Source organism: Sphingobium sp. AP50 (assembly GCF_900109095.1).
In the GTDB taxonomy this organism is placed as follows: Bacteria; Pseudomonadota; Alphaproteobacteria; order Sphingomonadales; family Sphingomonadaceae; genus Sphingobium.
In genome coordinates this window covers 218,128-238,723 of sequence record NZ_FNYZ01000005.1, presented here as the reverse complement: position 1 = coordinate 238,723, position 20,596 = coordinate 218,128, and the positions used below count along the sequence as shown (strand labels likewise).

Below are 20,596 nucleotides of genomic sequence, written 5' to 3'. Positions count from 1 at the left end.
ATGATGTCCGCCCGATTGTGGCAGGATTTCTCCTCTATCGGAAGAGGGCGCGCTATTTCGCGCTGATTCGCACCGGCATGGACACTATGTCGCGATCCATCGTGCCATTTTCGCCTTCGAAACGGCGCCGCACGAAGATGAGCAGCACGTCATCATGATCCAGCGTTTCGAAATTGCGCGACTGGCTGTTCGGATCGATCAGCACCGGATAGCTCCATCGGCTGTCCATGCCGGGTCGCGAATGGAAGACCGGGGCTTCGATCATCAGGCGGGCCGGCTCCCAATCCCGCAAATTGCCGCTGGTCGAGTAGAAGAAGCCTTCGGTCAGCTTACCCGCTATGATGCGCTGCGTGACCATCGTGGCCAGCCAGCGTTTCTGCTTGGGTAGCCAACTGATCGACCGGACTGGCTCGTCCAGTTGGGGCATGGCTTCGCAGCGTCGCGCCTGCGCCGGGTCAGACAAAGCGAGCGAAAATTGCTTGCCGTCCCATGCGCGCCAGAGCGACGGGTCCATCGGATTGTCGCTGCGGAGCAGGCAATTGCCTCTGGGGGAGCCGACGCCATCCAGATAGGCGAGCATGAAATAGCCACTCTGGCCGCGGGCGATGTTGCTGGTAGTGAAGACGCCATAGCGTCTCGGGCTGGCAGGCGGCATCCGGTCGCCCATGGAGGCGGCGACCGCCCCCATGCGATAGCGGCGGCCCATGTCGCTGGACTGCGCCGAAAATATGTCGCTGAGCCAGCAACTCACGCCTTTGCCCGGCGTGCAGTTGCGCGGATCAGCATCAATCGACAGTTCGCGGCTGAGCAGAGCGGCCACATTGCGACCATCCATCGTATAGGTCGCCTCGATCCAGGCATGTTGATTGGCGCCGGTATCGGCCGGGCCGAAGGTGGGGGTGCAGTTGGGCTTGAGCGTGGACCAGCTTGTTCCGGTCAGGGACCAGTTGATGAAATGATTGGCGGACAGGCTGATTTTGCCATCGGCCCGGCGGAAGGCGCGGGCGGGCGCGTCAGGGATGATATTGATGTCCTTGCAACGCTGTTTCGACCAGTCGAACAACAGCTTTTGCCGTTCCGGTTGGAACTGGAAGTCGAGCATGTTGGGGGGCGACGTGGTGGCTGCGGCCATCCAGAGCGAGGCGAGAAGCAGGGAAGGCAAAGCAGACGCCTTTCATAGTATCGAAACCGGTTGGGGCTTAGGGATATCCCCATGCAGATGAACCGGGCCAGTCCGAAGTGGTGCGTCGGGCCTTGACCGATGATCGCAGGATGATACCGCACCTTTCCCCGATTTGCGCCCTGTTTGGCGGCGCTGGAGACGATGAATGAAGCAATTGGTCGCGTTCGACCTTGATGGCACGCTGGCGGAAAGCAAGCAGCCGCTGGGCGAGGCGATGGGCGATGCCCTGGCCGAGTTGCTGGCCGTTGCCCATGTCGCGGTGATTTCCGGCGGGGACTGGCCGCAATTCCAGAAGCAGGTGGCGAGCCGCCTGCCCGAGAGCGCCGATCGGTCGCGGCTGTGGCTGATGCCGACCACGGGCACGAAACTCTATACCCATGGCACAGATGGCTGGTCGGCGGTCTATGCCGAACTGTTCGACGAGGTGCAGAAGGCGGCGATCCTGGCGGCTTTCGACGCGGCGCTGGAGGCGACCGGCTTCGTGCCCGAACAGACATGGGGCGAGCGGATCGAGGATCGCGGCAGCCAGATCACCTTTTCCGCTCTGGGACAGCAGGCGCCGATCCATGCCAAGGAAGGCTGGGACCCGGATTTCGCCAAGCGCAAGATCATCCAAGCGGATTTGCGCCAGCGCCTGCCGGGCCTGTCGATCAATATGGGCGGGGCGACATCGATCGACATCACCCGCGAAGGCGTGGACAAGGCCTATGGCCTTCAGAAGCTGCGCGACGCCAGCGGGATCGCACTGGACGCGATGCTGTTCATTGGCGACGCTATCTTTCCGGGCGGCAACGATTATCCGGCCAAGCAATTGGGGCTGGACACGGTGCGGGTGCGCGACCCGCAGGAGACGCTGGCGGTGATAGCCGGGCTGGTGGCCTGCTTGAAATAAAGCTCAGGGGGCGGTGAAGCCATAGCGGGCGAGGATTGCCTTGCCCGCGCCCGACATCAGGAAGCGGCGGAAGCCTTCGGCATCGGGGTTGCGGCTGGCCTTCAGCCGGGCGAGCGGATAGCGGATCGGCGCATGGCTGCCCACCGGGAAGGCGCCGACCACCTGCACCGCGTTCGATGCGCGCGCATCGGTGGCGTAAACAATGCCGAGCGGCGCTTCGCCGCGTTCCACCAGCGCGAGCGCGGCGCGGACATTGTCACCGCGCGCGACCTTGGCCGCGACCGAGGGCCAGACGCCGAGCGCGGTCAGCGCTGCCTTCCCATATTTTCCCGCCGGTACGCTGTCCGGATCGGCCATGGCGAGGCGACCGTCGCCAAGCGTGCGGGCGATCGGCATGCCCTGCGCGATTTTCAGGCGGACCGGTCGCTTTGCCGGAGCAATCAGCACCAGCCGGTTACCCGCGACATTGATCCGCGTGCCGGGCGCGACGAAGCCTGCGCGTTCGACATCGGTCATCCATTCTTCGTCGGCGGACAGGAACAGGTCGGCGGGCGCGCCGGCCTTGATCTGGCGGGCGAGCGCAGAGGAGCCGGCGAAGGACAGGGTCGGGCGGGGATGGCCGCGCGCGGCCCAGCTATCGGCGGCGGCGGTCATCGCCTCCTGAAGACTGGCTGCCGCCAGCACCACCGGGCCGCGATCATTGGAGGCCGCCTGTGCCATGGGGGAGGCAAGCAGGGCGAGGAGGGCGGTGAAGCGCAGGAGCAGGCGAGTCATATAGCCTGCATGCGCCCTGCGTTCCGGTCGCGCAACCATGGGCTTTTGTCCGCCCGTGCAATAGGCTAGGCAGCAGCGATGATGGCGCGTTTCGCCTTGTTGGCCTGGCTTCCCTTTTGAGATGACGATCGTTCGAAGCCTGTGCGGCCAATGTGGCGCGGGGTGCGGCATTCGCGCGATCACGGATGATGATCGCTTCCTGCGCGTCGAAGGCGATCGGATGCATCCGGCCAATGGCGGTCGGCTGTGTCCGCGCGGGCATGGATTGTCCGCGTCGGCGGCGCTGGACGGGCGCCTGCTCCATCCGATGATCGGCGGTCGACGGGTGGGTTGGGACAAGGCGATTGCCCATGTCGCGCGTCGGCTGTCGGCGATTCTGGCCCGTCATGGCCCCGGCAGCATTGCCCTGCACGTGTCCGGCGGGCTGGTGACGGAGGATTATTATGTCGCCAACAAGCTGATGAAGGGCTTTCTGGGATCGGCGCATATCCATGGAGTCTGGGGAGAGAGCGGCATCGCGGCGGCGCAGCACCGTGCCTTTGGCGAGGATGTGATGCCTGCTGCGGTCGAGGATATCGAACAGGCCGAAACGCTGCTGATGCTGGGCGAGGGCCTGGCGCAAACCCATCCCGTGCTGATCGATCGGGTGCAGGAGGCGCGCAGCGAACTGGGGCTGCGCCTGATCGTGCTGACGGAAGGGGAGGGGAGTGAGGCGGTCGATGCCGACCTGCGGCTGACCATCGCACCGGGGAGCACGGGCCGGCTGCTGACCGGCCTGTTGCTGCACTGTCATGATGTCGGCCTTGTCGATCGGGGCTTTCTGGACCGGCATGTCGCCGTGTCGCCGGATTTCTGGGCGGCGGCGCGGCAGGGGCATGATATCTGGTCGGTGGCGCGAGCCTGCGGTCTGTCGCCGGTTGCCATTCGCGCTTTCTATGAAGAGATGGCGGCTGCCGATCGGCTGGTGACTTTGTTCAGCGAGGCGGCGGGGTCGGCCGCTGTGACGGCGATACTCAATCTGCATCTGGCGACCGGGCGGATCGCCCGGCCCGGTGCGGCGCCCTTTGCGCTGGCCGCTGCGGCCAATGGCATGGGCGGGCGCGAGGTGGGCTGCGTCGCGGGCGATCTGGCGGCGCATCGGGATTTTTCGGCGGATGCGCGGGCTGATGTCGGGCGCTTCTGGGGCGCGCGTTTGCTGGCGGAGGCACCCGGTCAGACGGGTGACGCGCTGCTGGAGGCTATGCGCGATGGGCGCATTCAGGCGCTGTGGAGCATCGGTGCCGATGCGGAGGCCGCGCCCTGGTTGCGGCAGGCGCGGTCCTTGGTGCCGTTCCTGATCGCCAGCCGGGATCTGGCGGATGGCATGGAGGATGCCGATGTGCTGCTGCCCTCACCGGGCTGGATCGAGAAGGATGGGACGCTGACCGGTCCCGACCGGCTGGTCAGCCGACAGCGCCGCATCTTCTCGCTGCCGGGCGAGGCGAAGCCGGACTGGTGGGCGGTGACGAAGGTGGCGCAGGCGATGGGCTGGGGCGACGCCTTTCATTATGAGCGGCCGGCCGACCTGTATCGGGAACATGTCCGCCTGACCGCCTATCGCAACGAGGGCGCGCGATTGTTGAACCTGAAGCGCCATGCCCCCATTTCGAATCCCGCCTATGACGAACTGACCCCCTGGCGCTGGGGCGAAGTGCCGTTCGACGGCGGGCATTTTCCCACCATCGATGGACGGGCGCGGCTTATCCTGCCGTCCTTATGAACCAGCGGCGATGCCCTGAAGATGGGCGAGCAAGGTGTCGCCATTGGCCTGCCAGGTGAAGCGCAAGGCCGACGCACGCACTGCCGCCTGAGAGGGCGGATTGTCCTGTATCGCGCGAATGGCGTCGGCAATCGCTTCGGGATCGCGATCCACGATCCGCCCCGCTTCCGGCCGGTCGAGCAACTCGCGGGCGCCACCCACATCGCTGATCACGATCGGCGTGCCGCAGGCCAGCGCCTCCACCCAGGCATTGGCCAGCCCTTCCGACTCGGATGGCAGGGCCATCACATCGGCGGCGGCAAAGATGCGGGGCAGCTTGTGATGGGGGACGGAGCCCAGAAAGCCGATGCGGCGTTCCACGCCCAGTTCCTGCGCCAGACTTTCCAGTACGCGCCGATATTGCCCTTGCCCCGCCAGCAGCAGGGTGACGTCGGGCAGATGGGGCAGCGCGCGGACCAGCAGATCCTGCCCCTTGCGCGGGATCAGCGCGCCCACGCTAAGCACCACGGGGCCGTTGAAATCCAGTGCCGCCTTGGCCGTGGCCCGATCGGTCAGTTCGAACGTGTCGAGATCGACGCCGGTATAATGAACCCGAATCTTGTCGGCATCGATGCCCATGCGCGCCATGGAGCGGCGCATCGCATCCGATACGGCAAGCAGGCCCGCCGCGCCGTCTGCGGCCTGCCGTACCATTTTGCGGGTGCCGCTTTGCGTGCCCCAATAATGGATGTCTGCGCCGCGCGCCTTGACCGAATAGGGGATGCCGAGCGCCTTCGACAGGCGCTGGGCCACCGGGCCGTCGGGGAAGAAGAAGCTGGCGTCGATGACGTCGAACGGCTTTTCCGCATGCAGGCGCCTGACCAGCGGCAGGATGGCGCGGGTCATGGCGGAGACGTTGGTGCGCCCGCCGAATTTGGGGATGATGGGGAAGGTGGGGCGATAGACGGTCAGTTCCCGCCACCGTTCCTTGCGCGGCAATGCCCGCAGCGGGGCATAGCGCCCGGCCAGCGACAGCGGCCATGGCGGCAGGCCCACCGGCGCGATGACGGTGACGTCCGCTTCCGGCCGGCTGGCCAGTTCGCGCGCCTGCCGTTCCACGAACACGCCGAAATTGGGTCGGCTGATGTCGGGGAAGAGAGTCGACAGCATGAGGACGTTGAGTGTCATGGTCCCACTTTGGATGCACAGCTTTGACGCTTGGTTAAGCGCTGAGCGATGGAATGGCTAGAGACGTCGGACGAGTTGTTCGGCAACCGCTGCCCAGGGCGGGTCGGTCAGCACCAGTTGGCGCGTGCCGGTGCCTAGCGGCAGCAGTTGCAGCCGGTCGCCTTCGCGCCCGATCAGTCGGCCAAAGAGGAAGCGTCCCGCCGGGCGCGGCAGCAATATGTCGCGGTTGAGCGCGCTGCCATAATCTTCTGGCAGGATGCGGCGGCACCAGATGGCGTCGCCCGCGCGATAATCGCCGATGCTGGCGCCGACATGGACACCCACCATGCCGTCCGATGCGATTGGCGGCGGGAAGGTGAGGGCGCGGGTCGGCGCCCTTGCGCCATCGGGGCCAAGCAGCGCGGCGACGGCGATCTCGCTCTGTCCCGGCAGCGCGACCAGTTCGGCGCTGGTCACGCCCAGCGCCAGCGCGATGCGGTTCAGCCATTTGACCGATACGGTGCGCGTGCCGGTTTCCAGTCGGCCGATCGTCTGGGCCGTGGTCGGCGGATCGCACAGCGCGCCGACCTGTTCCAGCGTCAGCGCCTTCGCTTTGCGGACTTCTCTTATGCGGGTGATCATCCGGACCTCGATCGATAACCTATTTGGTTTTATCTTTCCTACAGAATATCCGCGATGGCAAGCCCTGTGCGCCTGATTCTCGGAGGATAGAGGTGCAATGGCGAACCATATCGAACAGATTATCGAGGATATGGATGGGCGGCCGCAGGCGGTGCTGGTCCATCTGGGCGAATCGCCGCTGGCCTGGCTGCGCGCGCGGGGGCATCTGAGCGAGCGTCATTATGCGGCGGGGGACATGCTGCGCGCCGACTGGGAGCGGGCCGGGCTGGGCGCGCGGGTGACGATGCGATGGGACGCCGCGCCGCGCGAGGGCGGGCGGCGCGGACCGGGCGAGAGGCCCGATCCGACATTGGCGCAGATGGCGGCGCGGGCGCGATTCGATGGCGCCATCGCGGCGGCGGGGCCGGGGCTGGCCGATATATTATGGCGGGTCGCCTGCGCCGGGGAGGGCGTGGTCGCCGCGGAAAAGGCGCTGGGCTGGCCCAGCCGGGCGGGCAAATTGGTGCTGACGCTGGCGCTGGACCGGGTGGCGGGATGGTATCGGGTGCCCTGAACCGGTGCCCTGACCGATCGCGTCAGGCGATCATCCCGGCGCCGAGCAGCAGCAGCAGCTTCACGTCCATGGCATAGCCCTGTTCGCGCCATGCGGCGATCTGGTCGGCAATGCCCGCGATCGGCACGCGGTGGACGTGGATATCCTCATCCTCCACGCCGCCGCCCTCACCGGTTTTCGTCAGATCATGGGCGCGGAATAGGGTGAAGCTTTCCGACACCATGCCGGGCGAGCTGTAAAATTGGCCGAGCGATTCGAGCCGGGCGGGGAAATAGCCGGTCTCTTCCTCCAGTTCGCGCGCGGCGGCCAGCATGGCTTCCTCGCCCTCCTCTTGATCGCCGACCAGCCCGGCGGGCAGTTCGATGCAGCGGCGGCCGAGCGGCACGCGATATTGATCGACCAGCAGGACGTGCGGGCCATCCTCTCCTTCATCGATCGCCAGGATGACAGCGGCGTTGATGCCGCGCGCGCGGCCAACATATTCCCATTTGCCGCGCGTCTTGGCGGTGATGAAGCGGCCTTCCCACATGATCTGTTCGGGGGCGTGCCAGTCGGGGTCGCTCATAATTCGATCAGCCTGTCCGGAAGTTCGTTGATATCATCATCGGCGCGCGGGAAATGCGCGGCCAGCACGATGCCGACCAGCCCTATCGCTTCTGCAAGGCCTTCGCCAGCGCGGCCGGCCCGAATGGCGTCGATCAGCGTGGCCATGGCGTCGCCCCATGCCTCTGGCGCGACCTGTTCGTTGATGGCGCGGTCGGCGACGATTTCGGCGCGATGCTCGTCCAGCGAGAGATAGAGGAGGACGCCGGTGCGCCCGCGTGTGCGCGCCTCGGCCGCGGTGCGGAACAGCAGGATGGCCCGCCGCCGCACTCGCCGCGCCTTGGTTGCGCGCGGGGTCATCAGCATACGCAGCGGCATGATCGCCAGCAGATAGCGCACGACCAGAAATTTGAGGATGAGCAGGCCGAGCAGCCCCATCAGCAGCTTCCAATCGGCCAGTTCATGCTCCCAGTCGAGCAGCAGCATGGACAGGAAGGCGCGCAGATGCGCGGGGAAGGCGGCCATCAGCGCCAGGGCGATGAATACCGCCGCCGCCGCCCAGCTAAGCCCGACATCATGATAGTTGTCGGATCGGCGCGCGACGATCGTCACAATCTCGCCGGAGGTGTGGGCTTCCGCCGCCGTGACGGCAGCGGATACGCGGTCATGGTCCGCCTGTGTCAGATGAAGCTGCATCACCAATCCCCCGATGCGCCGCCGCCGCCGAAGCTGCCGCCACCTGAAAAGCCGCCGCCGCTGTCGCCGCCGCCCCAGTTTGATCCGCCCCAGCCGCTGCCGCTGCTGCCCGATCCCCAGCCTGAACCGCCAGTACCCGGCCCCCAGATGATGACCGGCGGCACGCCACCGCCTCGCCGATAGCGGGTGCCGCCGCGCGCGCGCGACATTAGTGGCAGGACGACGAAGAAGATAATGAACAGGATGATCCAGAAGGCAATGATGCCGCCACCGTCATCGTCCTTCTGCCGCTTGGTCTGCTCTTCGGCCTGGAGCGCGCGCTGTTTTGCCTGATCGGGCGGCAGGGCAAGGAGGCTGGTGATTTCATCGACGCCGGCGTTGATGCCGCCGACCATGTCGCCTGCTTTGAAGTGCGGGGTGATAGTATTGCGGACGATCTGGGAGGAAAGGGCGTCGGTAAGGATGCCCTCCAGGCCATAGCCGACCTCTATCGACACTTTGCGTTCGGCAGGCGCGATGATCAGCACGGCGCCCTGACTTTGCTTGTCACCGATCGCCCAGGCGCGACCCAACTGATAGCCATAGTCGCGAATATCATAGCCCTGAAGGTCGGGGATGGTGGCGACCACCAAAGATCGCCCACTGGTCTTCTTCTGCGCGATCAGCTTGGCGCTGAGCGCCTGTTTCTGCGCCGGATCGAGCAGATTGGCGGCATCGACCACGCCGCTGTCGTCAAATTTGGGGAAAGTCTGTGCCCAAGCCGTCGGTGCGCACAGGAGCAGCGCCAGCAGCAGGAGCGCGCGTATCATCGTCATGCGGCGTCTCGCAGCGCTGGTTGTGCCTTCAGGATCGGAAAGATGGCGTCAACCCCGGCCATAATGCCGCCTGCCATGTCGCCCTTGCGAAAGCGGGGGATGATCGAACGCTGGATGATGTCGGCGCAAAGATCGTTGGTCATCACCGACTCCAGTCCTTTTCCCACTTCGATGCGGACTTTCCGTTCGTTCGGGGCCACCAGCAGCACCAGCCCGTCATTGCGCTCCCGGCTGCCGACGCCCCAGCTATTGGCCAGTTGCAGGCTGTAGCTGTCGATGCTCTGGCCATCGAGTGAGGGCGTAGTGGCGATGACCATCTGGACGCGGGTTTCGCGTTGCAGCCGGGCGAGGCGGGCGGTCAGCTGGCTTTCCAGCCTTTCATCGATCAGGTTGGCGCGATCCACCACCCGGCCGGTCAGTTCCATCGCTGGCTTTGGCGTCGGCACGGCGCCTTCGCTGCTGCCGAACATGGCAAGGCCCATCAGGACGACGGAACGGATCATGGCCGATCCGTCGCTTATTTGCCGAAATCGACCTTGGGCGCTTCTTCCGCGCCGGGCGTGGTCGCCTGGAACGGGGTCATGGGCTTGGCGCCGTGGATCAGCTTGGCGCCGATCGCGTCGGGGAAGGTGCGGATGCGAACATTATAGTCCTGCACCGCTGCATTATAATCGCGGATGGCGATGGCGATGCGGTTTTCGGTGCTCTCCAGTTGCGACTGGAGTTGCAGGAAATTCTCATTGCTCTTGAGGTCGGGATAGGCTTCGGTCGACGCGATCAGACGGCCCAGACCCTGGCTCAACTGCGCCTGTGCGGCCTGGAACTGCGCGAGTTTGGCAGGGTCGGACAGGTCTTCTGCATTGAGTTGCACCGACGTCGCCTTGGCGCGCGCCTCCGTCACCTTGACCAGCGTGTCCTGTTCCTGCTTGCCAGCGGCCTTGACCGTCGCGACCAGATTGTCGACCAGATTGGCGCGGCGCTGATATTGCGCCTGGACGTTGCCCCATTTGTTCTTGGCCGCCTCCTCGGCGGTGGGCACGCTGTTGATGCCGCATGCGGACAAAGCGAGCGGGCCGAAGATCGGCAGCAGGAGAGCGGAAAAGCGGCGCAGGCGCGTCATGGAACATCCTCGGCTATGTTTCGCTGGAGGAAATAGGACGTTGCCCCGCGCGGCGCAACGGGCCATGCAGTCATTATCACAGATGGTATAAGGGGCCTGAACCATGGGGCTGATTTCGGAATTCAAGACTTTCATCAACCGCGGCAATGTGATGGATCTGGCGGTCGGTGTGATCATCGGCGGCGCCTTCGCCACGATCACCAAGTCGCTGACCGACGATCTGATCATGCCGGTCGTCGGCTTCATCTTCGGCGGGGCGGACTTTTCCCGCTACTTCATCCGGCTGGGCGACCTGCCGGCCGGGTTCAAGGGCAATCCGGAAAGCTATGCCGATCTGAAGGCGGCGGGCGTCGCCATGTTCGGCTGGGGCCAGTTCCTGACGGTGCTGGTCAATTTCATCATCCTGGCGTTCATCATCTTCCTGCTGGTCAAGGTGATGAACAAGCTGACCGCCAAGCCCGAGCCCGCACCGGCCGCGCCTGCACCCACGCCCGAAGACGTGCTGCTGCTGCGTGAAATCCGGGATTCGCTCAAAAAATAAGCGTTTATGCGACGAGACGAGCCGGTTGCGGGAACCATAGCGGGCGCGACCGGTTGATCGCCGTCAGGGTCTGCTGGCTGCCTGCGGGTGGCCGCTGCCTTGTCCAAAGACGGTAGCCCATGGGGGCGTAAACAGGAGAAAACGCCGTGAAAACTTTCGTCTCTATCCTTGGCCTTGCCGCTATGGTTTCGCTCGCTGCGTGCGATTCCAAGCAGGAAAACAAGGTCGAGAATGCGTACGAGAATCAGGCGGACGCGCTCGATAACCAGGCCGACAACATGGAGGCGCTGGCTGACAATCTGAGCGGTAACGCCGAGAACGCGGCCGAAAATGCTGCTGACGCCCTGGAGAACAAGGCCGATGCGACGCGCGAAGCGGGCGAAAAGGCCGGCGACGCGGTCGAGAAGAAGCAATAATCAGGCAGTTTTCTGACTGAGCAAAAGGGGCGTCGCGATGGAATCGCGGCGCCCCTTTTTGTGTCTCGTCGTGCCTTTAACGGCCCTTTAACCACGCCCCGCCATGGTGCGGATGCGCGCAGCGGTGGGGCCTATCGGCAATGGACGAACTATTACAGGAATTCATCTCCGAAACACAGGAGACGCTGGAGGCGCTCGCCGGTGAGGTCGTCGCCTGGGAAGCCGATCCGCTGGATCGGGACCGGTTGGATGCGATCTTCCGATTCTTCCACACGGTGAAGGGTAGTTGCGGCTTCCTGAACCTGCCGCGTTTCGAACGGCTGAGCCATGCCGCCGAAGATGTGCTGTCCGACATTCGCATGGGCAAGCGCATGGCCGATCCGGCAACGGTCAGCGCGGTTCTGGGCATCATGGACCGGATCGGCGAACTGGCCGAGGCGGTGGCTGATGGCGCGGCACTACCGAGCGAGAATGATGATTTCCTGATTGGCGCGCTGAGCGCGCTGCCCGATGACGAGGTGGTCGCCGAGCCTGAGATCAAGGCGCAGGCCCCGGCGCCGCGTCAGGGCGGCATGCAGACCGGGCCGCGCACGATCCGCCTGCCTTTGAGCCTGATCGACCAGTTGATGAACGGCGTGTCGGACATGGTGCTGGCGCGCAACGAATTGTCACGCAAGCTGCGCGAGCGGACCGCCGACCCCGAACTGGACAATGTGTTCGAGCGTCTGTCGACCTGTGTCGCGGACATGCGCGACGTGATTTCCAAGACGCGGATGCAGCGCGTCGATCGCCTGTTCGCCGCCATCCCGCGCATGGTACGCGATCTGGGCCGGGAACTGGGCAAGCGTATCGACCTGACGCTGGAGGGCGGCGATGTCGAGATGGACCGCGAGATGGTGGAGATGGTCGTCGACCCGCTCACCCATATCGTGCGCAACAGCATTGATCATGGCATCGAGACGCCCGAACAGCGCCGTGCCGTCGGTAAGCCGGAAGCAGGCAGCCTGCGGGTGGAGGCGCGCCAGTCCGGCAACCAGATCGTCATCGCGATCGCGGACGATGGCGCGGGCATCAATACGGCGCGGCTGGTCGAGAAATGGATTGCTGCGGGTCGCCTGACCCCGGTGGCGGCTGCACGGATGACCGAGCAGGAGAAGCTTGACCTCATCTTCCAACCGGGCCTGTCCACCGCCAGTCAGGTGACGGCCATTTCTGGCCGGGGCGTCGGCATGGACGTGGTGCGCGCCAATGTGGAGCGGATCGGCGGCGTCATTGCGCTCGACAATCATCTGGGGAAGGGGCTGTGCATCACGCTGCGCGTGCCGCTGACTCTGACGATCATTCCGGGCCTGATCGTCCGGGCGGGCGGGCAGCATTTTGCCATCCCGCGCGCCGCCGTGGTCGAAATCCTGCACGACAATAATGAGACGTTGCAGATCAGCGAAGTGGGCGGGGCGAAGATCGCGACGATCCGGTCTGTGCGCCACTCGATGATCGATCTGGAAGATGTGCTGGGCATGGAAAAGCCCGCCCAGTCGGGTCCGCGCGCCATCATGGTCGTGCGATCGGCAGCGGGCGTGCCCTTTGCCATGGGGGTGTCGGCAGTCGACAATCATGAGGAACTGGTGATCCGCCCGGCGTCGCCGCTGGTGATGGCGACGGGCGTCTATGCCGGCATGACCCTGCCCGACAATGGCAAGCCGATGCTGTTGCTGGACGCGGCGGGGCTGGCCAGCGCCGCCAATCTGCCCGATATCATCGACGACCGTGCGGCGCGGCAGCAGGAAGAGGCGGCGGACGCCCAGAGTGGCGTCGAAATGGTCGCGGCGCTGCGGTTCGAGGAATTGTCGGGCGAAAAGCGGTTGCTGAAATTGTCGCTGATCGAACGGGTCGAGGATGTCGACGCCCGCCTGTTCGGACGGTCCGGCAATCGCGCCTTCGTGCGGCTCGATGGTCGACTGGTGCCCGTAGCGAACGGCCTGTCGCAGTTCGACCGGGACAAGGTGTCGGCGCTGCGCCTGCGCGATGACCGGCGAGAGGCCTGTTATCCGGTCGCCGCCGTGCTGGACATCGTGCAGATGCCCGCCGTGCCGGACATGATCGCGATGCATGGACTGTTGAGCGGCGTTGCGGTGATCGATGGCGAGCATCTGGAAGTCATAAACCCCTTCGCCCTGTTCGCATCCTTGCCCGAAGAAGGGGCGGCTGAGCGCGCGACCGGGCGTTGCCTGCTGGCCGATGCGGAGGATGGGTGGACGCGCGAGATATTGGCGCCGTTATTGCGTCAGGCCGGGCATGATGTCGTGCTGGGCCTGCCCGGCGACAGTGCGGTCGATCCCGATGATGTCGTGCTGTGCGCCGATGCCGGTGCGGCGCAGGCGGCGGAGATCATGGGCTGCCGGGTCGTGCAATTGCGTGCATCGCCCCGGCCGGTCGATCCGCAGGACGGCAGCATCTATCGTTATGATCAGGCCGCGCTGATGGCGGCGATCGCCGGACGGCGCGGATAAGGGGCGGAACCATGGATCAGCTTTATCTTCTCGCCACTCTGGCCGGCACCCGAATCGCGGTAGACGCGTGTGAGGTGGAGGCGGTTGTGCGCCTGACCGAAATATCGCCCGTGCCGGGCATGGGGGCGCATGTCGCCGGCCTGTCGGCTTTGCGCAGTCGGGTGCTTACCATCATCGATGTCGCCGCGCTGATCCATGGTCGGCGCACGCCTGCCGAACAGCGCGGGCTGGCGATCATCGCCAATATCAGCGGGCATAGCTATGGCCTGATGGTGGATGGCGTGTCCGACATCTGCCGTGTGCCCGAAGGGGAAATGCCCCTGCGCGGTCAACTCGATGCGGCATGGGCACCCTATGCCCGCGCGATCGTGGAGCATGAAGGGCACCCCTGGCTGCTGGTTTCGCTGTCCGCCTTCATCGAAGGCAGTCCGACCGCGCAGGCGGCCTAACCGCTTTGCCCGACCTGTTTACCAAATCCTTGCTTTTACCGCGTATCGCCGACGCAATGGGCCGCAATACCTCAAGGGACGCTACATGAAAAACTGCCTGGTTGTCGACGATAGCAAGGTCATCCGCAAGGTGGCGCGACATATACTCGAATCGCTGGACCTGACGGTCAGTGAAGCGGTGGATGGGCAGGATGCGCTGACCCAGTGCGAAGCCTCTGTGCCCGACGTGGTGCTGCTGGATTGGAACATGCCGGTGATGAGCGGAATGGAGTTTCTTCAGGCCCTGTCGACCGCCCGCATGGCGGCGCGACCGAAGATCATCTTCTGCACCACCGAAAATGGCATCAGCCATATCAAGGCAGCGGTCGAAGCAGGCGCTGACGAATATGTCATGAAGCCGTTCGATCGGGAGACACTGGAAAGCAAGCTGGCGATCGTGGGGGTGATCTGACGCCCTTGTCGCGCCACCGCTCCGGCCTGTCAGGCCCTTTTCCTTCGTTTCCGCGCAGAAAGTCTTCGTGATGACTGCCATCATGCCGATTATGACCAGTGACAGGAGCGATGCCAGCCGGGTTCGCACGCTGGTCGTCGACGATTCGGTCGTCGTTCGCACAGTGATCGAACGTATCCTCAATGCCGATCCGGCCTATCGCGTCGTCCACAAGACGAACAGCGCCGAACATGCGCTGGGCTATCTGGCGGATCATGCGGTGGATCTGGTGCTGCTCGACATCGAATTGCCGGGGCAGAGCGGGCTTGCCGCCCTGCCGCAAATCCTGCGCACCAATCCGTCGGTCAAGGTCGCCATCCTGTCCGGCAAGTGCGAGGAGGGCAGCGCCGCCGCAGTCGAGGCTCTGGCACTGGGCGCCAGCGATATCGTGTCGAAGCCAGGCAGTGGCAGCTTTGGCGAGCAATTTCCGCAGGCGTTGATCGAGCGGCTGAACCGGCTGTTCGGCGATCGCCCGGTGGCCTTTTCCCGCGCGCCAACGCCGGTCGCCGCCGTGCCGGCCGACGCGCCGCTGGGGTGCCTTGGCATCGGTGCTTCGACAGGGGGCATTCATGCTCTGGGGCAATTATTCCAGGGGCTGGTTGCGCCATTGGGCGTGCCCGTCCTGCTGACGCAGCATCTGCCCGTCAGCTTCACCGGCTATTTCGCCCAGCAATTGTCGCGCATGACCAGCCTGCGGGTGAAGGTGGCCGAAACCGGCGATCTGTTGATGCCGGATACCGTCTATGTCGCGCCGGGGGATGCCAATCTCCAGATAAGGCGGGGCTTGCATGGCCGGGTCAACATCATCCTGAACCCGGAACGGACTCCGGCCGGTAATCTGCCCGGTGTCGATCCGATGTTTGCCAGTATGGCCGAGGTTTATGGCGCGGGGGCGGCGGGTGTCGTCCTGACCGGCATGGGCCGGGACGGCACGGCCGGTGCGCGGGATATCGTCGCGGCGGGCGGCTGGATCGTCGCACAGGACGAGGCGAGCAGCGTGGTCTGGGGTATGCCCGGTTCCGTAGCGGGCGCAGGGCTGACCTGCGCGATCATGGAGCCGCAGGCGATCATGACCTTCGTGGCCCGGCGCGGGCGGGTGGCCGCCTGATGGCGCCGCTTCCCGACGGCGTCGCATGGCAGGGGGCCGCGCGCATCCTGTCGGGCTTGCTGGAGGCGCGCACGGGGCAGATATTGTCGGAAGGCCGGGCTTGGCGCATGGAAACCGCGCTGCGGCCGGTGATACGCACCCATAACCTGCGCGACATCGATGATCTGGCGGCGCAGGTGGTCGGCAAGCGCAATGCTGCGCTGGAAGAGGATGTGGTCAACGCGCTGCTCAACAATGAGAGCAGTTTCTTCCGCGATCTTCAGGTCTTCGACATGGTTCATCGCCAGATTTTGCCGCATATCCAGCAGGAGCGATCCGACCGGACGCTGCGCATCTGGAGCGCGGGCTGCTCGACGGGGCAAGAAGCCTATTCGCTGGCGATCCGCATGCGCAATGACGCGGCCCGCTGGCAGGGGTGGCGGATCGAGATATTGGCGACGGACATTTCTACCGCCGCGATCGATCAGGCGCGGTCTGGCGTCTTTTCGCAGATGGACGTGCAGCGCGGGCTGTCTGTCGGCGACCTGCTGAAATGGTTCGAACCCCATGGGGATGATTGGCGGGCCAGCGCCGAACTGCGCCGGATGATCGATTTTCGCCGCGACAATCTGTTCGATCCGCGGGCCCCTTCGGGCGAATATGATCTGCTGTTGTGCCGCAATGTCCTGCTCTATTTCACGCCGGAGCGGCGCCAGGCGGTGTTGCATCTGCTGGCGCGACACAGTCATGCGAACAGCGTGTTGTTGTTGGGGGCGGGCGAAACGGTGATAGGGCAGGGCGATGATTTCGTGCCCCATGCCGAGTTTCGTGGTGGTTATGCCTGCAAAGCGTTGCAGCCCGATTGCGCTGGCGGGGCCATCCGGCGGGTTTGCTGAATCCATTCACAGTGCCCATCTTTTTGTCGGTCATTAACCCTGCTTGATTGCTGCGCTTCTCGCTGCCATTGTCGGTTCCAGACCGCCGGTAGAAAGAAGGCAGGTCGGAAGGGCGCGATGACCGAACAGCTGGAAGTGACTGGCCTTTCCCGATGACCGACATCCCCATGATCGAAACGCCGTCCCCCAATTTCGACGAGCGCCGCCTGCCCATCACGATGCTGGTGCTGCATTATACCGGGATGCCGGATGCGCAGAGCGCGATCGACTGGCTGGCCAATCCGGAATCGAAGGTATCTGCCCATTATGTCGTGACCGAAGACGGACAGATCATCCGCATGGTCGATGAAGGCAAGCGAGCATGGCATGCGGGGCGATCCCACTGGCGCGGCATGGATGACATCAATTCCGCCAGCATCGGCATAGAGATCGTCAATCCCGGCCATGAATGGGGCTATCGTCCCTTTCCCGAAGCGCAGATGGGATCGCTGATACCGCTGGTGCATGACATCATCCAGCGGCACCGGATTACGCGGGGCAATATCGTCGGCCACAGCGATATCGCGCCCGCGCGCAAACAGGACCCCGGTGAGCTTTTTCCATGGGGGCAATTGGCTCGGCTTCGTCTGGCGCTGCCGCGTCCGACCAAGAATCTGATGGACCCGCACTGGACCGATGGCGGCTTCATGTTGGCGCTGGAGCGTTTCGGCTATGACATTGCCGAACCGCAACCGGCCGTACTCGCGTTTCAGCGCCGCTTTCGTCCCGAACTGATTGACGGGGTGATCGATGGCGAATGTCGCGCCATCCTGCTCGCTCTGCTGCTGCCCAAGCCCAGAGGGGATGACTAACGCGCCGAATCGGTCTAAGGGCCTGCTTCGCCAGAGGGCCGGGCGGCCGCGGCGTGGCGGGTAACTTCCACGGCGAGGAAAGTCCGGGCTCCACGAAATGACGGTGCCGGTTAACGACCGGCTGGAGTGATCCAAGGGACAGTGCAACAGAAAGCAGGTCGCCCAGGGCTTCGGCCCTAAGACTTCGGTCGGGTGAAATTGAAAGGGTGCGGTAAGAGCGCACCGCGTCTGCGGCAACGCAAGGCGGCACGGTAAACCCCACCGGGAGCAAGACCGAATAGGGGCGGCGCGCAATCGCAAGATTGCTAGGTCTGTTTCGACTGAGATCGCCCGGGTTGGTTGCTTGAGGAACGGAGCAATCCGTTCCCTAGAGGAATGGTCGCCCATCTCCGTAAGGAGTGGACAGAACCCGGCTTACAGGCCCTCTGGCGAATTTTCCGACATGCTGCGGTGCAGTGGGGTGGCGTTTTCGCGCCTGAAACCCTATTCTGGCTGGATGGCAAGACAGAGCCGATCCAATGACTGGGGATTTCCCCGCTGGCGTGCCTATGGCGCATCGCGTGAGGCGCAACAGGTGCGGCTGTGCGATCGGCATGGGTGCGACAAGCCGGGCGCCTGCCCCGCGCCCAAATCCCCCAATAGCCGCGAACGCTGGTATTTCTGTAGCGACCATGCGGCCGAATATAACCGCAACTGGGACTATTTTCAGGGTCTGGACCGCGAAGAGCGGGAGCAGCGCGAACATGCCGAGCGGCGGGATGCCGGTGGTTTCCAGTCCAGCGCTTATCATGGCTGGGGCGGTCCGGGTGACGGCAGCCGATCCCGTGATGAAATGCATGCGCTCCAGGCCCTGGAACTGGAGGATGATGCCGATTTCGAGGCGGTGAAGAAGAGCTGGCGCCGCCTTGCCAAGGAATATCATCCTGATGTGAAGCCGGGCGATGCGGACGCAGCCGTCCGTTTCCAGACGATCCAGGCGGCCTATGAGGTGTTGCGCACGGCGGAAGAGCGGCGGACATGGAAGCCGCGAGGCGCCACCGATTGAAGGACCATGTCCGGACCAACTGGCGCAATGTGGTTCTGATCTGCCGCAAATGCTCAAAAAAGCTGGATGGCGGCTTTGGTCCGGAGGGCGATGAGCGGCTGGCCAAGGCGCTGCGCAAGCATCTGTCGCTCAAGAAAGGGCGCAAGGCGGATGCCGGGATCGTCGAGGTCAACTGTCTGGGCGTCTGCCCGCGCGGCGCGGTGACGGTGGTCGATGGCGCGGACAGCAAGGAATGGCTGCTGGTGCGTGCCGGCGCCGATCTGGATGAACTGGCGCAGGCGCTGCACCTCAATCAGCCAGACCCTTAATTCTATCCTTACCAATGCTTCTTAAACGGGCGCAATGACTTATCGTGCGTCCTCCTGGCGAAGCCTGCCCCTTGTCGGACAATGTGCGCTGATCGTTTTCGGTCTGGCGTTTCTCTATGCCGCGCCGCCGGCACAGGGGCGTATCCTGCTGGTGCCGATGACGGATCAGGCGCGGACAGCGCTTGCCCCCGTGGCGATCGCCCATGGGGCGCGACTGGTGTCGGCCGGACCATGGAAGGGGTCGCTGCTGGTGGATGGCGAACGGGATGCCCTCGCTCGCCCACTGTTGCAGCGCGGCATTTTATTGCTTTCGGCGCAGGCCGGTGGCTGTGCGGGGTTGGCATGATGAACGCTGCGACAAGTCTGGATCGGTTGCGGCTGCAGGGGCTGCAAATCCTGCTGTGCGCCAACTGGCTGTGGACAATGACATTGGGGATCGGCGGACTGTCGTTGGGGGTCGCCCATGTCGGGCGCGCCTTCATGCTGTCTGCGCTGATCAATATATTGCCGACGATACAGGTCCTCTATCATCGTCGTGATCTGGACGTGCGGCTGGCCATGGGCATGCTGGCGGCGGCCCAGCCAGCGATTGGCCTTTACCTTCTGTCCGACCATCATTTGCAGATGGACGGCCATATGTTCTTCTTCGTGGCGCTGGCGGGGCTGGCACTGCTCTATGACTGGCGGCCGATCCTGTTGGGCGCCGGCCTGACGGCGCTTCACCATCTACTGCTGAATTTCGTCGCGCCGGGCTGGGTCTTTCCGGACAGTGCGAATGTTGGGCGAGTGGCGATTCATGGCGTGGCGGTGGTCGCGGAAGCGGCTGTCCTTTGTTATCTGACTTATCAGCTACGCACGTTGCTGCTGGCGCTTGATGACCATGTCACCCAGTCGGGCCGACTGGCTGAGCAGGCCGAACAGGGGCGGGCTGCCGCAGAGACGGCGATGACGGCCAGCCGGGAAGCCGACGCCCGTGCGGCTCAGTTACGCCAGCAGCAGGACGCCGATAAGGCGCGCATGGCGGCGGAGCGGCAGGCGACGACGCTGGCGCTGGCGCGTAATTTCCGCCGATCGATGGCGGAGATTGTCGGCGCCGTTGGCGCCGCGAGCCGGGAACTGGATGATTCAGCGCGCGAACTCAATCAACTGGCGCAGCGGGCCAGCGTCGGGACCGAGGAAACGGTTGCCATTGCCGGGCAATCATCCGCGAATGCGACCATGCTGGCGCAGCGGATCGAGCAATTGTCCGAATCCATTTCCGCTATCGCCGCCGCCGCGCATCAGCAGGCGACGCTGGGCGGGGAGGCGCAGCGCATGTCGACTACGGGCCATCAGGCCATGCGGGACATGGAGGGGCGCACGACGTCGATCACCGGCTTTGCCGATTCGATTACCCAGATCGCCGCACGGACCAACCTGCTGGCACTCAACGCCACGATTGAGGCTGCGCGAGCAGGAGAGGTTGGACGCGGCTTTGCCGTGGTGGCGGGGGAAGTGAAGCAATTGGCGGGTCAGGCGGCCAATGCGACCGGAGAAATTCAGGCTTTGGCTTCGTCAGCGCAGCAGGGGGCAGGGGTGGCGCAGAATGCGCTGTCGGACGTCGCAAGTGCTGTCCAGCAGCTTGCCGAGGCAGCCGATGCTATCCAGAGCGCGGTTGCCGATCAGCGGGATGCCACGGAGGCGATCGGCCAGTCGGCGCGGGATACGGCGCGCGATGCTGCTGTCATGACGCGGCAGATGGAGGATGTGGCGGACGTAGCGCGAGACAATGAGAATTTGTCCAGCCGTGTGTCCAGTGCGGCGTCGGGCCTGTCTCGCACCGCGCAGGAATTGCAGCGCGCCGCTGATCTGTTCGTCGCGCAACTGGAAGCGGCCTGAGA

The 20,596-nt window shown here is 64.6% G+C and carries 24 protein-coding genes and 1 other RNA gene; 16 read left to right on the top strand and 9 right to left on the bottom strand.

The annotated features are described in order from the left end of the window. Window positions 1-52 precede the first annotated feature (52 nt). Complete coding sequence (locus BMY84_RS11845) at window positions 53-1,162, bottom strand: hypothetical protein (RefSeq protein WP_093084035.1); 1,110 nt, start codon at window positions 1,160-1,162, stop codon at window positions 53-55. Between the two features lie 166 nt (window positions 1,163-1,328). On the opposite strand from BMY84_RS11845, the gene BMY84_RS11840 reads away from it, so the two are divergent. Next, a complete protein-coding gene (locus tag BMY84_RS11840; RefSeq protein WP_093084033.1) occupies window positions 1,329-2,075 on the top strand; it encodes an HAD-IIB family hydrolase in 747 nt (248 codons plus the stop codon). Between the two features lie 3 nt (window positions 2,076-2,078). On the opposite strand, the gene modA is transcribed toward BMY84_RS11840, so the two are convergent. Beyond that, window positions 2,079-2,849, bottom strand: a complete 771-nt coding sequence (gene modA, locus BMY84_RS11835; RefSeq protein ID WP_093084093.1) for a molybdate ABC transporter substrate-binding protein — start codon at window positions 2,847-2,849, stop codon at window positions 2,079-2,081. Window positions 2,850-2,970: 121 nt separating this feature from the next. On the opposite strand from modA, the gene BMY84_RS11830 reads away from it, so the two are divergent. Next, a complete protein-coding gene (locus tag BMY84_RS11830; RefSeq protein ID WP_093084032.1) occupies window positions 2,971-4,608 on the top strand; it encodes a molybdopterin oxidoreductase family protein in 1,638 nt (545 codons plus the stop codon). Here BMY84_RS11830 and BMY84_RS11825 read toward each other — a convergent pair. Beyond that, window positions 4,603-5,775: a glycosyltransferase gene (locus BMY84_RS11825; RefSeq protein ID WP_093084030.1), complete on the bottom strand. Its 1,173-nt coding sequence runs from the start codon at window positions 5,773-5,775 to the stop codon at window positions 4,603-4,605. The genes BMY84_RS11830 and BMY84_RS11825 overlap by 6 nt on opposite strands. A gap of 57 nt (window positions 5,776-5,832) precedes the next feature. Continuing rightward, window positions 5,833-6,396 carry a helix-turn-helix domain-containing protein gene (locus BMY84_RS11820; RefSeq protein WP_093084029.1) on the bottom strand — a complete coding sequence of 188 codons (564 nt, stop codon included), beginning with the start codon at window positions 6,394-6,396 and terminating at the stop codon, window positions 5,833-5,835. Window positions 6,397-6,493: 97 nt separating this feature from the next. Between BMY84_RS11820 and BMY84_RS11815 the strand changes: the two genes are divergently transcribed. Then, window positions 6,494-6,949 (top strand): DUF6456 domain-containing protein, encoded by a 456-nt coding sequence (locus BMY84_RS11815; protein ID WP_093084027.1) that lies wholly within the window; start codon window positions 6,494-6,496, stop codon window positions 6,947-6,949. 22 nt (window positions 6,950-6,971) lie between these two features. Here BMY84_RS11815 and BMY84_RS11810 read toward each other — a convergent pair whose 3' ends face one another. Genes BMY84_RS11810 through BMY84_RS11790 form a run of 5 tightly spaced genes read right to left on the bottom strand, consistent with a single transcriptional unit; the run spans window position 6,972 to window position 10,123 of the window. Then, window positions 6,972-7,514, bottom strand: a complete 543-nt coding sequence (locus tag BMY84_RS11810) for an NUDIX hydrolase (protein WP_093084025.1) — start codon at window positions 7,512-7,514, stop codon at window positions 6,972-6,974. Continuing rightward, window positions 7,511-8,188 (bottom strand): TPM domain-containing protein, encoded by a 678-nt coding sequence (locus BMY84_RS11805; protein WP_093084024.1) that lies wholly within the window; start codon window positions 8,186-8,188, stop codon window positions 7,511-7,513. The genes BMY84_RS11810 and BMY84_RS11805 overlap by 4 nt, the downstream gene beginning before the upstream one ends. Beyond that, on the bottom strand, window positions 8,188-9,003 hold the full coding sequence (locus BMY84_RS11800) for a TPM domain-containing protein (RefSeq protein WP_371262412.1): 816 nt from the start codon (window positions 9,001-9,003) through the stop codon (window positions 8,188-8,190). Before BMY84_RS11800 ends, BMY84_RS11805 begins: the two co-directional genes overlap by 1 nt. After that, window positions 9,000-9,506, bottom strand: coding sequence for a TPM domain-containing protein (locus BMY84_RS11795; protein ID WP_093084021.1), 507 nt, complete (start codon window positions 9,504-9,506; stop codon window positions 9,000-9,002). The genes BMY84_RS11800 and BMY84_RS11795 overlap by 4 nt, the downstream gene beginning before the upstream one ends. Before the next feature lie 14 nt (window positions 9,507-9,520). Next, complete coding sequence (locus tag BMY84_RS11790) at window positions 9,521-10,123, bottom strand: LemA family protein (protein WP_093084019.1); 603 nt, start codon at window positions 10,121-10,123, stop codon at window positions 9,521-9,523. 103 nt (window positions 10,124-10,226) lie between these two features. On the opposite strand from BMY84_RS11790, the gene mscL reads away from it, so the two are divergent. From mscL to BMY84_RS11725, 13 genes are all read left to right on the top strand, one after another. Beyond that, on the top strand, window positions 10,227-10,664 hold the full coding sequence (mscL, locus tag BMY84_RS11785; protein ID WP_093084018.1) for a large conductance mechanosensitive channel protein MscL: 438 nt from the start codon (window positions 10,227-10,229) through the stop codon (window positions 10,662-10,664). A 146-nt stretch (window positions 10,665-10,810) separates the two neighbouring features. After that, window positions 10,811-11,080: a hypothetical protein gene (locus BMY84_RS11780; RefSeq protein WP_093013809.1), complete on the top strand. Its 270-nt coding sequence runs from the start codon at window positions 10,811-10,813 to the stop codon at window positions 11,078-11,080. Between the two features lie 140 nt (window positions 11,081-11,220). Next, window positions 11,221-13,590, top strand: coding sequence for a chemotaxis protein CheA (locus tag BMY84_RS11775; protein ID WP_093084016.1), 2,370 nt, complete (start codon window positions 11,221-11,223; stop codon window positions 13,588-13,590). Window positions 13,591-13,601: 11 nt separating this feature from the next. Further along, on the top strand, window positions 13,602-14,039 hold the full coding sequence (locus tag BMY84_RS11770; RefSeq protein WP_093084015.1) for a chemotaxis protein CheW: 438 nt from the start codon (window positions 13,602-13,604) through the stop codon (window positions 14,037-14,039). A gap of 85 nt (window positions 14,040-14,124) precedes the next feature. Continuing rightward, entirely contained in the window at window positions 14,125-14,490 is a 366-nt protein-coding gene (locus BMY84_RS11765) for a response regulator (protein WP_093084013.1), read from the top strand. Between the two features lie 70 nt (window positions 14,491-14,560). Next, window positions 14,561-15,637, top strand: a complete 1,077-nt coding sequence (locus tag BMY84_RS11760) for a chemotaxis protein CheB (protein ID WP_093084091.1) — start codon at window positions 14,561-14,563, stop codon at window positions 15,635-15,637. After that, window positions 15,637-16,512, top strand: a complete 876-nt coding sequence (locus BMY84_RS11755) for a CheR family methyltransferase (RefSeq protein ID WP_093084011.1) — start codon at window positions 15,637-15,639, stop codon at window positions 16,510-16,512. The genes BMY84_RS11760 and BMY84_RS11755 overlap by 1 nt, the downstream gene beginning before the upstream one ends. A gap of 152 nt (window positions 16,513-16,664) precedes the next feature. Next, a complete protein-coding gene (locus tag BMY84_RS11750; protein WP_093084010.1) occupies window positions 16,665-17,363 on the top strand; it encodes an N-acetylmuramoyl-L-alanine amidase in 699 nt (232 codons plus the stop codon). A gap of 30 nt (window positions 17,364-17,393) precedes the next feature. Beyond that, window positions 17,394-17,796, top strand: an RNA gene (gene rnpB, locus BMY84_RS11745) — RNase P RNA component class A. Between the two features lie 63 nt (window positions 17,797-17,859). After that, on the top strand, window positions 17,860-18,408 hold the full coding sequence (locus BMY84_RS11740) for a J domain-containing protein (RefSeq protein WP_093084090.1): 549 nt from the start codon (window positions 17,860-17,862) through the stop codon (window positions 18,406-18,408). Continuing rightward, window positions 18,381-18,716 (top strand): hypothetical protein, encoded by a 336-nt coding sequence (locus tag BMY84_RS11735; RefSeq protein ID WP_093084008.1) that lies wholly within the window; start codon window positions 18,381-18,383, stop codon window positions 18,714-18,716. Before BMY84_RS11740 ends, BMY84_RS11735 begins: the two co-directional genes overlap by 28 nt. 34 nt (window positions 18,717-18,750) lie before the next feature. After that, window positions 18,751-19,062, top strand: coding sequence for a hypothetical protein (locus tag BMY84_RS11730; RefSeq protein WP_093084007.1), 312 nt, complete (start codon window positions 18,751-18,753; stop codon window positions 19,060-19,062). Continuing rightward, window positions 19,059-20,594, top strand: a complete 1,536-nt coding sequence (locus BMY84_RS11725) for a methyl-accepting chemotaxis protein (protein WP_256215221.1) — start codon at window positions 19,059-19,061, stop codon at window positions 20,592-20,594. The genes BMY84_RS11730 and BMY84_RS11725 overlap by 4 nt, the downstream gene beginning before the upstream one ends. Window positions 20,595-20,596: the final 2 nt, after the last annotated feature.

Excerpts from the sequence above, each read along its gene's own strand:
- BMY84_RS11840 (WP_093084033.1), top strand. The coding sequence starts at position 1,329 with ATGAAGCAATTGGTCGCGTTCGACCTTGATGGCACGCTGGCGGAAAGC.
- modA (WP_093084093.1), bottom strand. The coding sequence starts at position 2,849 with ATGACTCGCCTGCTCCTGCGCTTCACCGCCCTCCTCGCCCTGCTTGCC.
- BMY84_RS11830 (WP_093084032.1), top strand. The coding sequence starts at position 2,971 with ATGACGATCGTTCGAAGCCTGTGCGGCCAATGTGGCGCGGGGTGCGGC.
- BMY84_RS11825 (WP_093084030.1), bottom strand. The coding sequence starts at position 5,775 with ATGACACTCAACGTCCTCATGCTGTCGACTCTCTTCCCCGACATCAGC.
- BMY84_RS11820 (WP_093084029.1), bottom strand. The coding sequence starts at position 6,396 with ATGATCACCCGCATAAGAGAAGTCCGCAAAGCGAAGGCGCTGACGCTG.
- BMY84_RS11815 (WP_093084027.1), top strand. The coding sequence starts at position 6,494 with ATGGCGAACCATATCGAACAGATTATCGAGGATATGGATGGGCGGCCG.
- BMY84_RS11810 (WP_093084025.1), bottom strand. The coding sequence starts at position 7,514 with ATGAGCGACCCCGACTGGCACGCCCCCGAACAGATCATGTGGGAAGGC.
- BMY84_RS11805 (WP_093084024.1), bottom strand. The coding sequence starts at position 8,188 with ATGCAGCTTCATCTGACACAGGCGGACCATGACCGCGTATCCGCTGCC.
- BMY84_RS11800 (WP_371262412.1), bottom strand. The coding sequence starts at position 9,003 with ATGACGATGATACGCGCGCTCCTGCTGCTGGCGCTGCTCCTGTGCGCA.
- BMY84_RS11795 (WP_093084021.1), bottom strand. The coding sequence starts at position 9,506 with ATGATCCGTTCCGTCGTCCTGATGGGCCTTGCCATGTTCGGCAGCAGC.
- BMY84_RS11790 (WP_093084019.1), bottom strand. The coding sequence starts at position 10,123 with ATGACGCGCCTGCGCCGCTTTTCCGCTCTCCTGCTGCCGATCTTCGGC.
- mscL (WP_093084018.1), top strand. The coding sequence starts at position 10,227 with ATGGGGCTGATTTCGGAATTCAAGACTTTCATCAACCGCGGCAATGTG.
- BMY84_RS11775 (WP_093084016.1), top strand. The coding sequence starts at position 11,221 with ATGGACGAACTATTACAGGAATTCATCTCCGAAACACAGGAGACGCTG.
- BMY84_RS11770 (WP_093084015.1), top strand. The coding sequence starts at position 13,602 with ATGGATCAGCTTTATCTTCTCGCCACTCTGGCCGGCACCCGAATCGCG.
- BMY84_RS11765 (WP_093084013.1), top strand. The coding sequence starts at position 14,125 with ATGAAAAACTGCCTGGTTGTCGACGATAGCAAGGTCATCCGCAAGGTG.
- BMY84_RS11760 (WP_093084091.1), top strand. The coding sequence starts at position 14,561 with ATGACTGCCATCATGCCGATTATGACCAGTGACAGGAGCGATGCCAGC.
- BMY84_RS11755 (WP_093084011.1), top strand. The coding sequence starts at position 15,637 with ATGGCGCCGCTTCCCGACGGCGTCGCATGGCAGGGGGCCGCGCGCATC.
- BMY84_RS11750 (WP_093084010.1), top strand. The coding sequence starts at position 16,665 with ATGACCGACATCCCCATGATCGAAACGCCGTCCCCCAATTTCGACGAG.
- BMY84_RS11740 (WP_093084090.1), top strand. The coding sequence starts at position 17,860 with ATGGCAAGACAGAGCCGATCCAATGACTGGGGATTTCCCCGCTGGCGT.
- BMY84_RS11735 (WP_093084008.1), top strand. The coding sequence starts at position 18,381 with ATGGAAGCCGCGAGGCGCCACCGATTGAAGGACCATGTCCGGACCAAC.
- BMY84_RS11730 (WP_093084007.1), top strand. The coding sequence starts at position 18,751 with ATGACTTATCGTGCGTCCTCCTGGCGAAGCCTGCCCCTTGTCGGACAA.
- BMY84_RS11725 (WP_256215221.1), top strand. The coding sequence starts at position 19,059 with ATGATGAACGCTGCGACAAGTCTGGATCGGTTGCGGCTGCAGGGGCTG.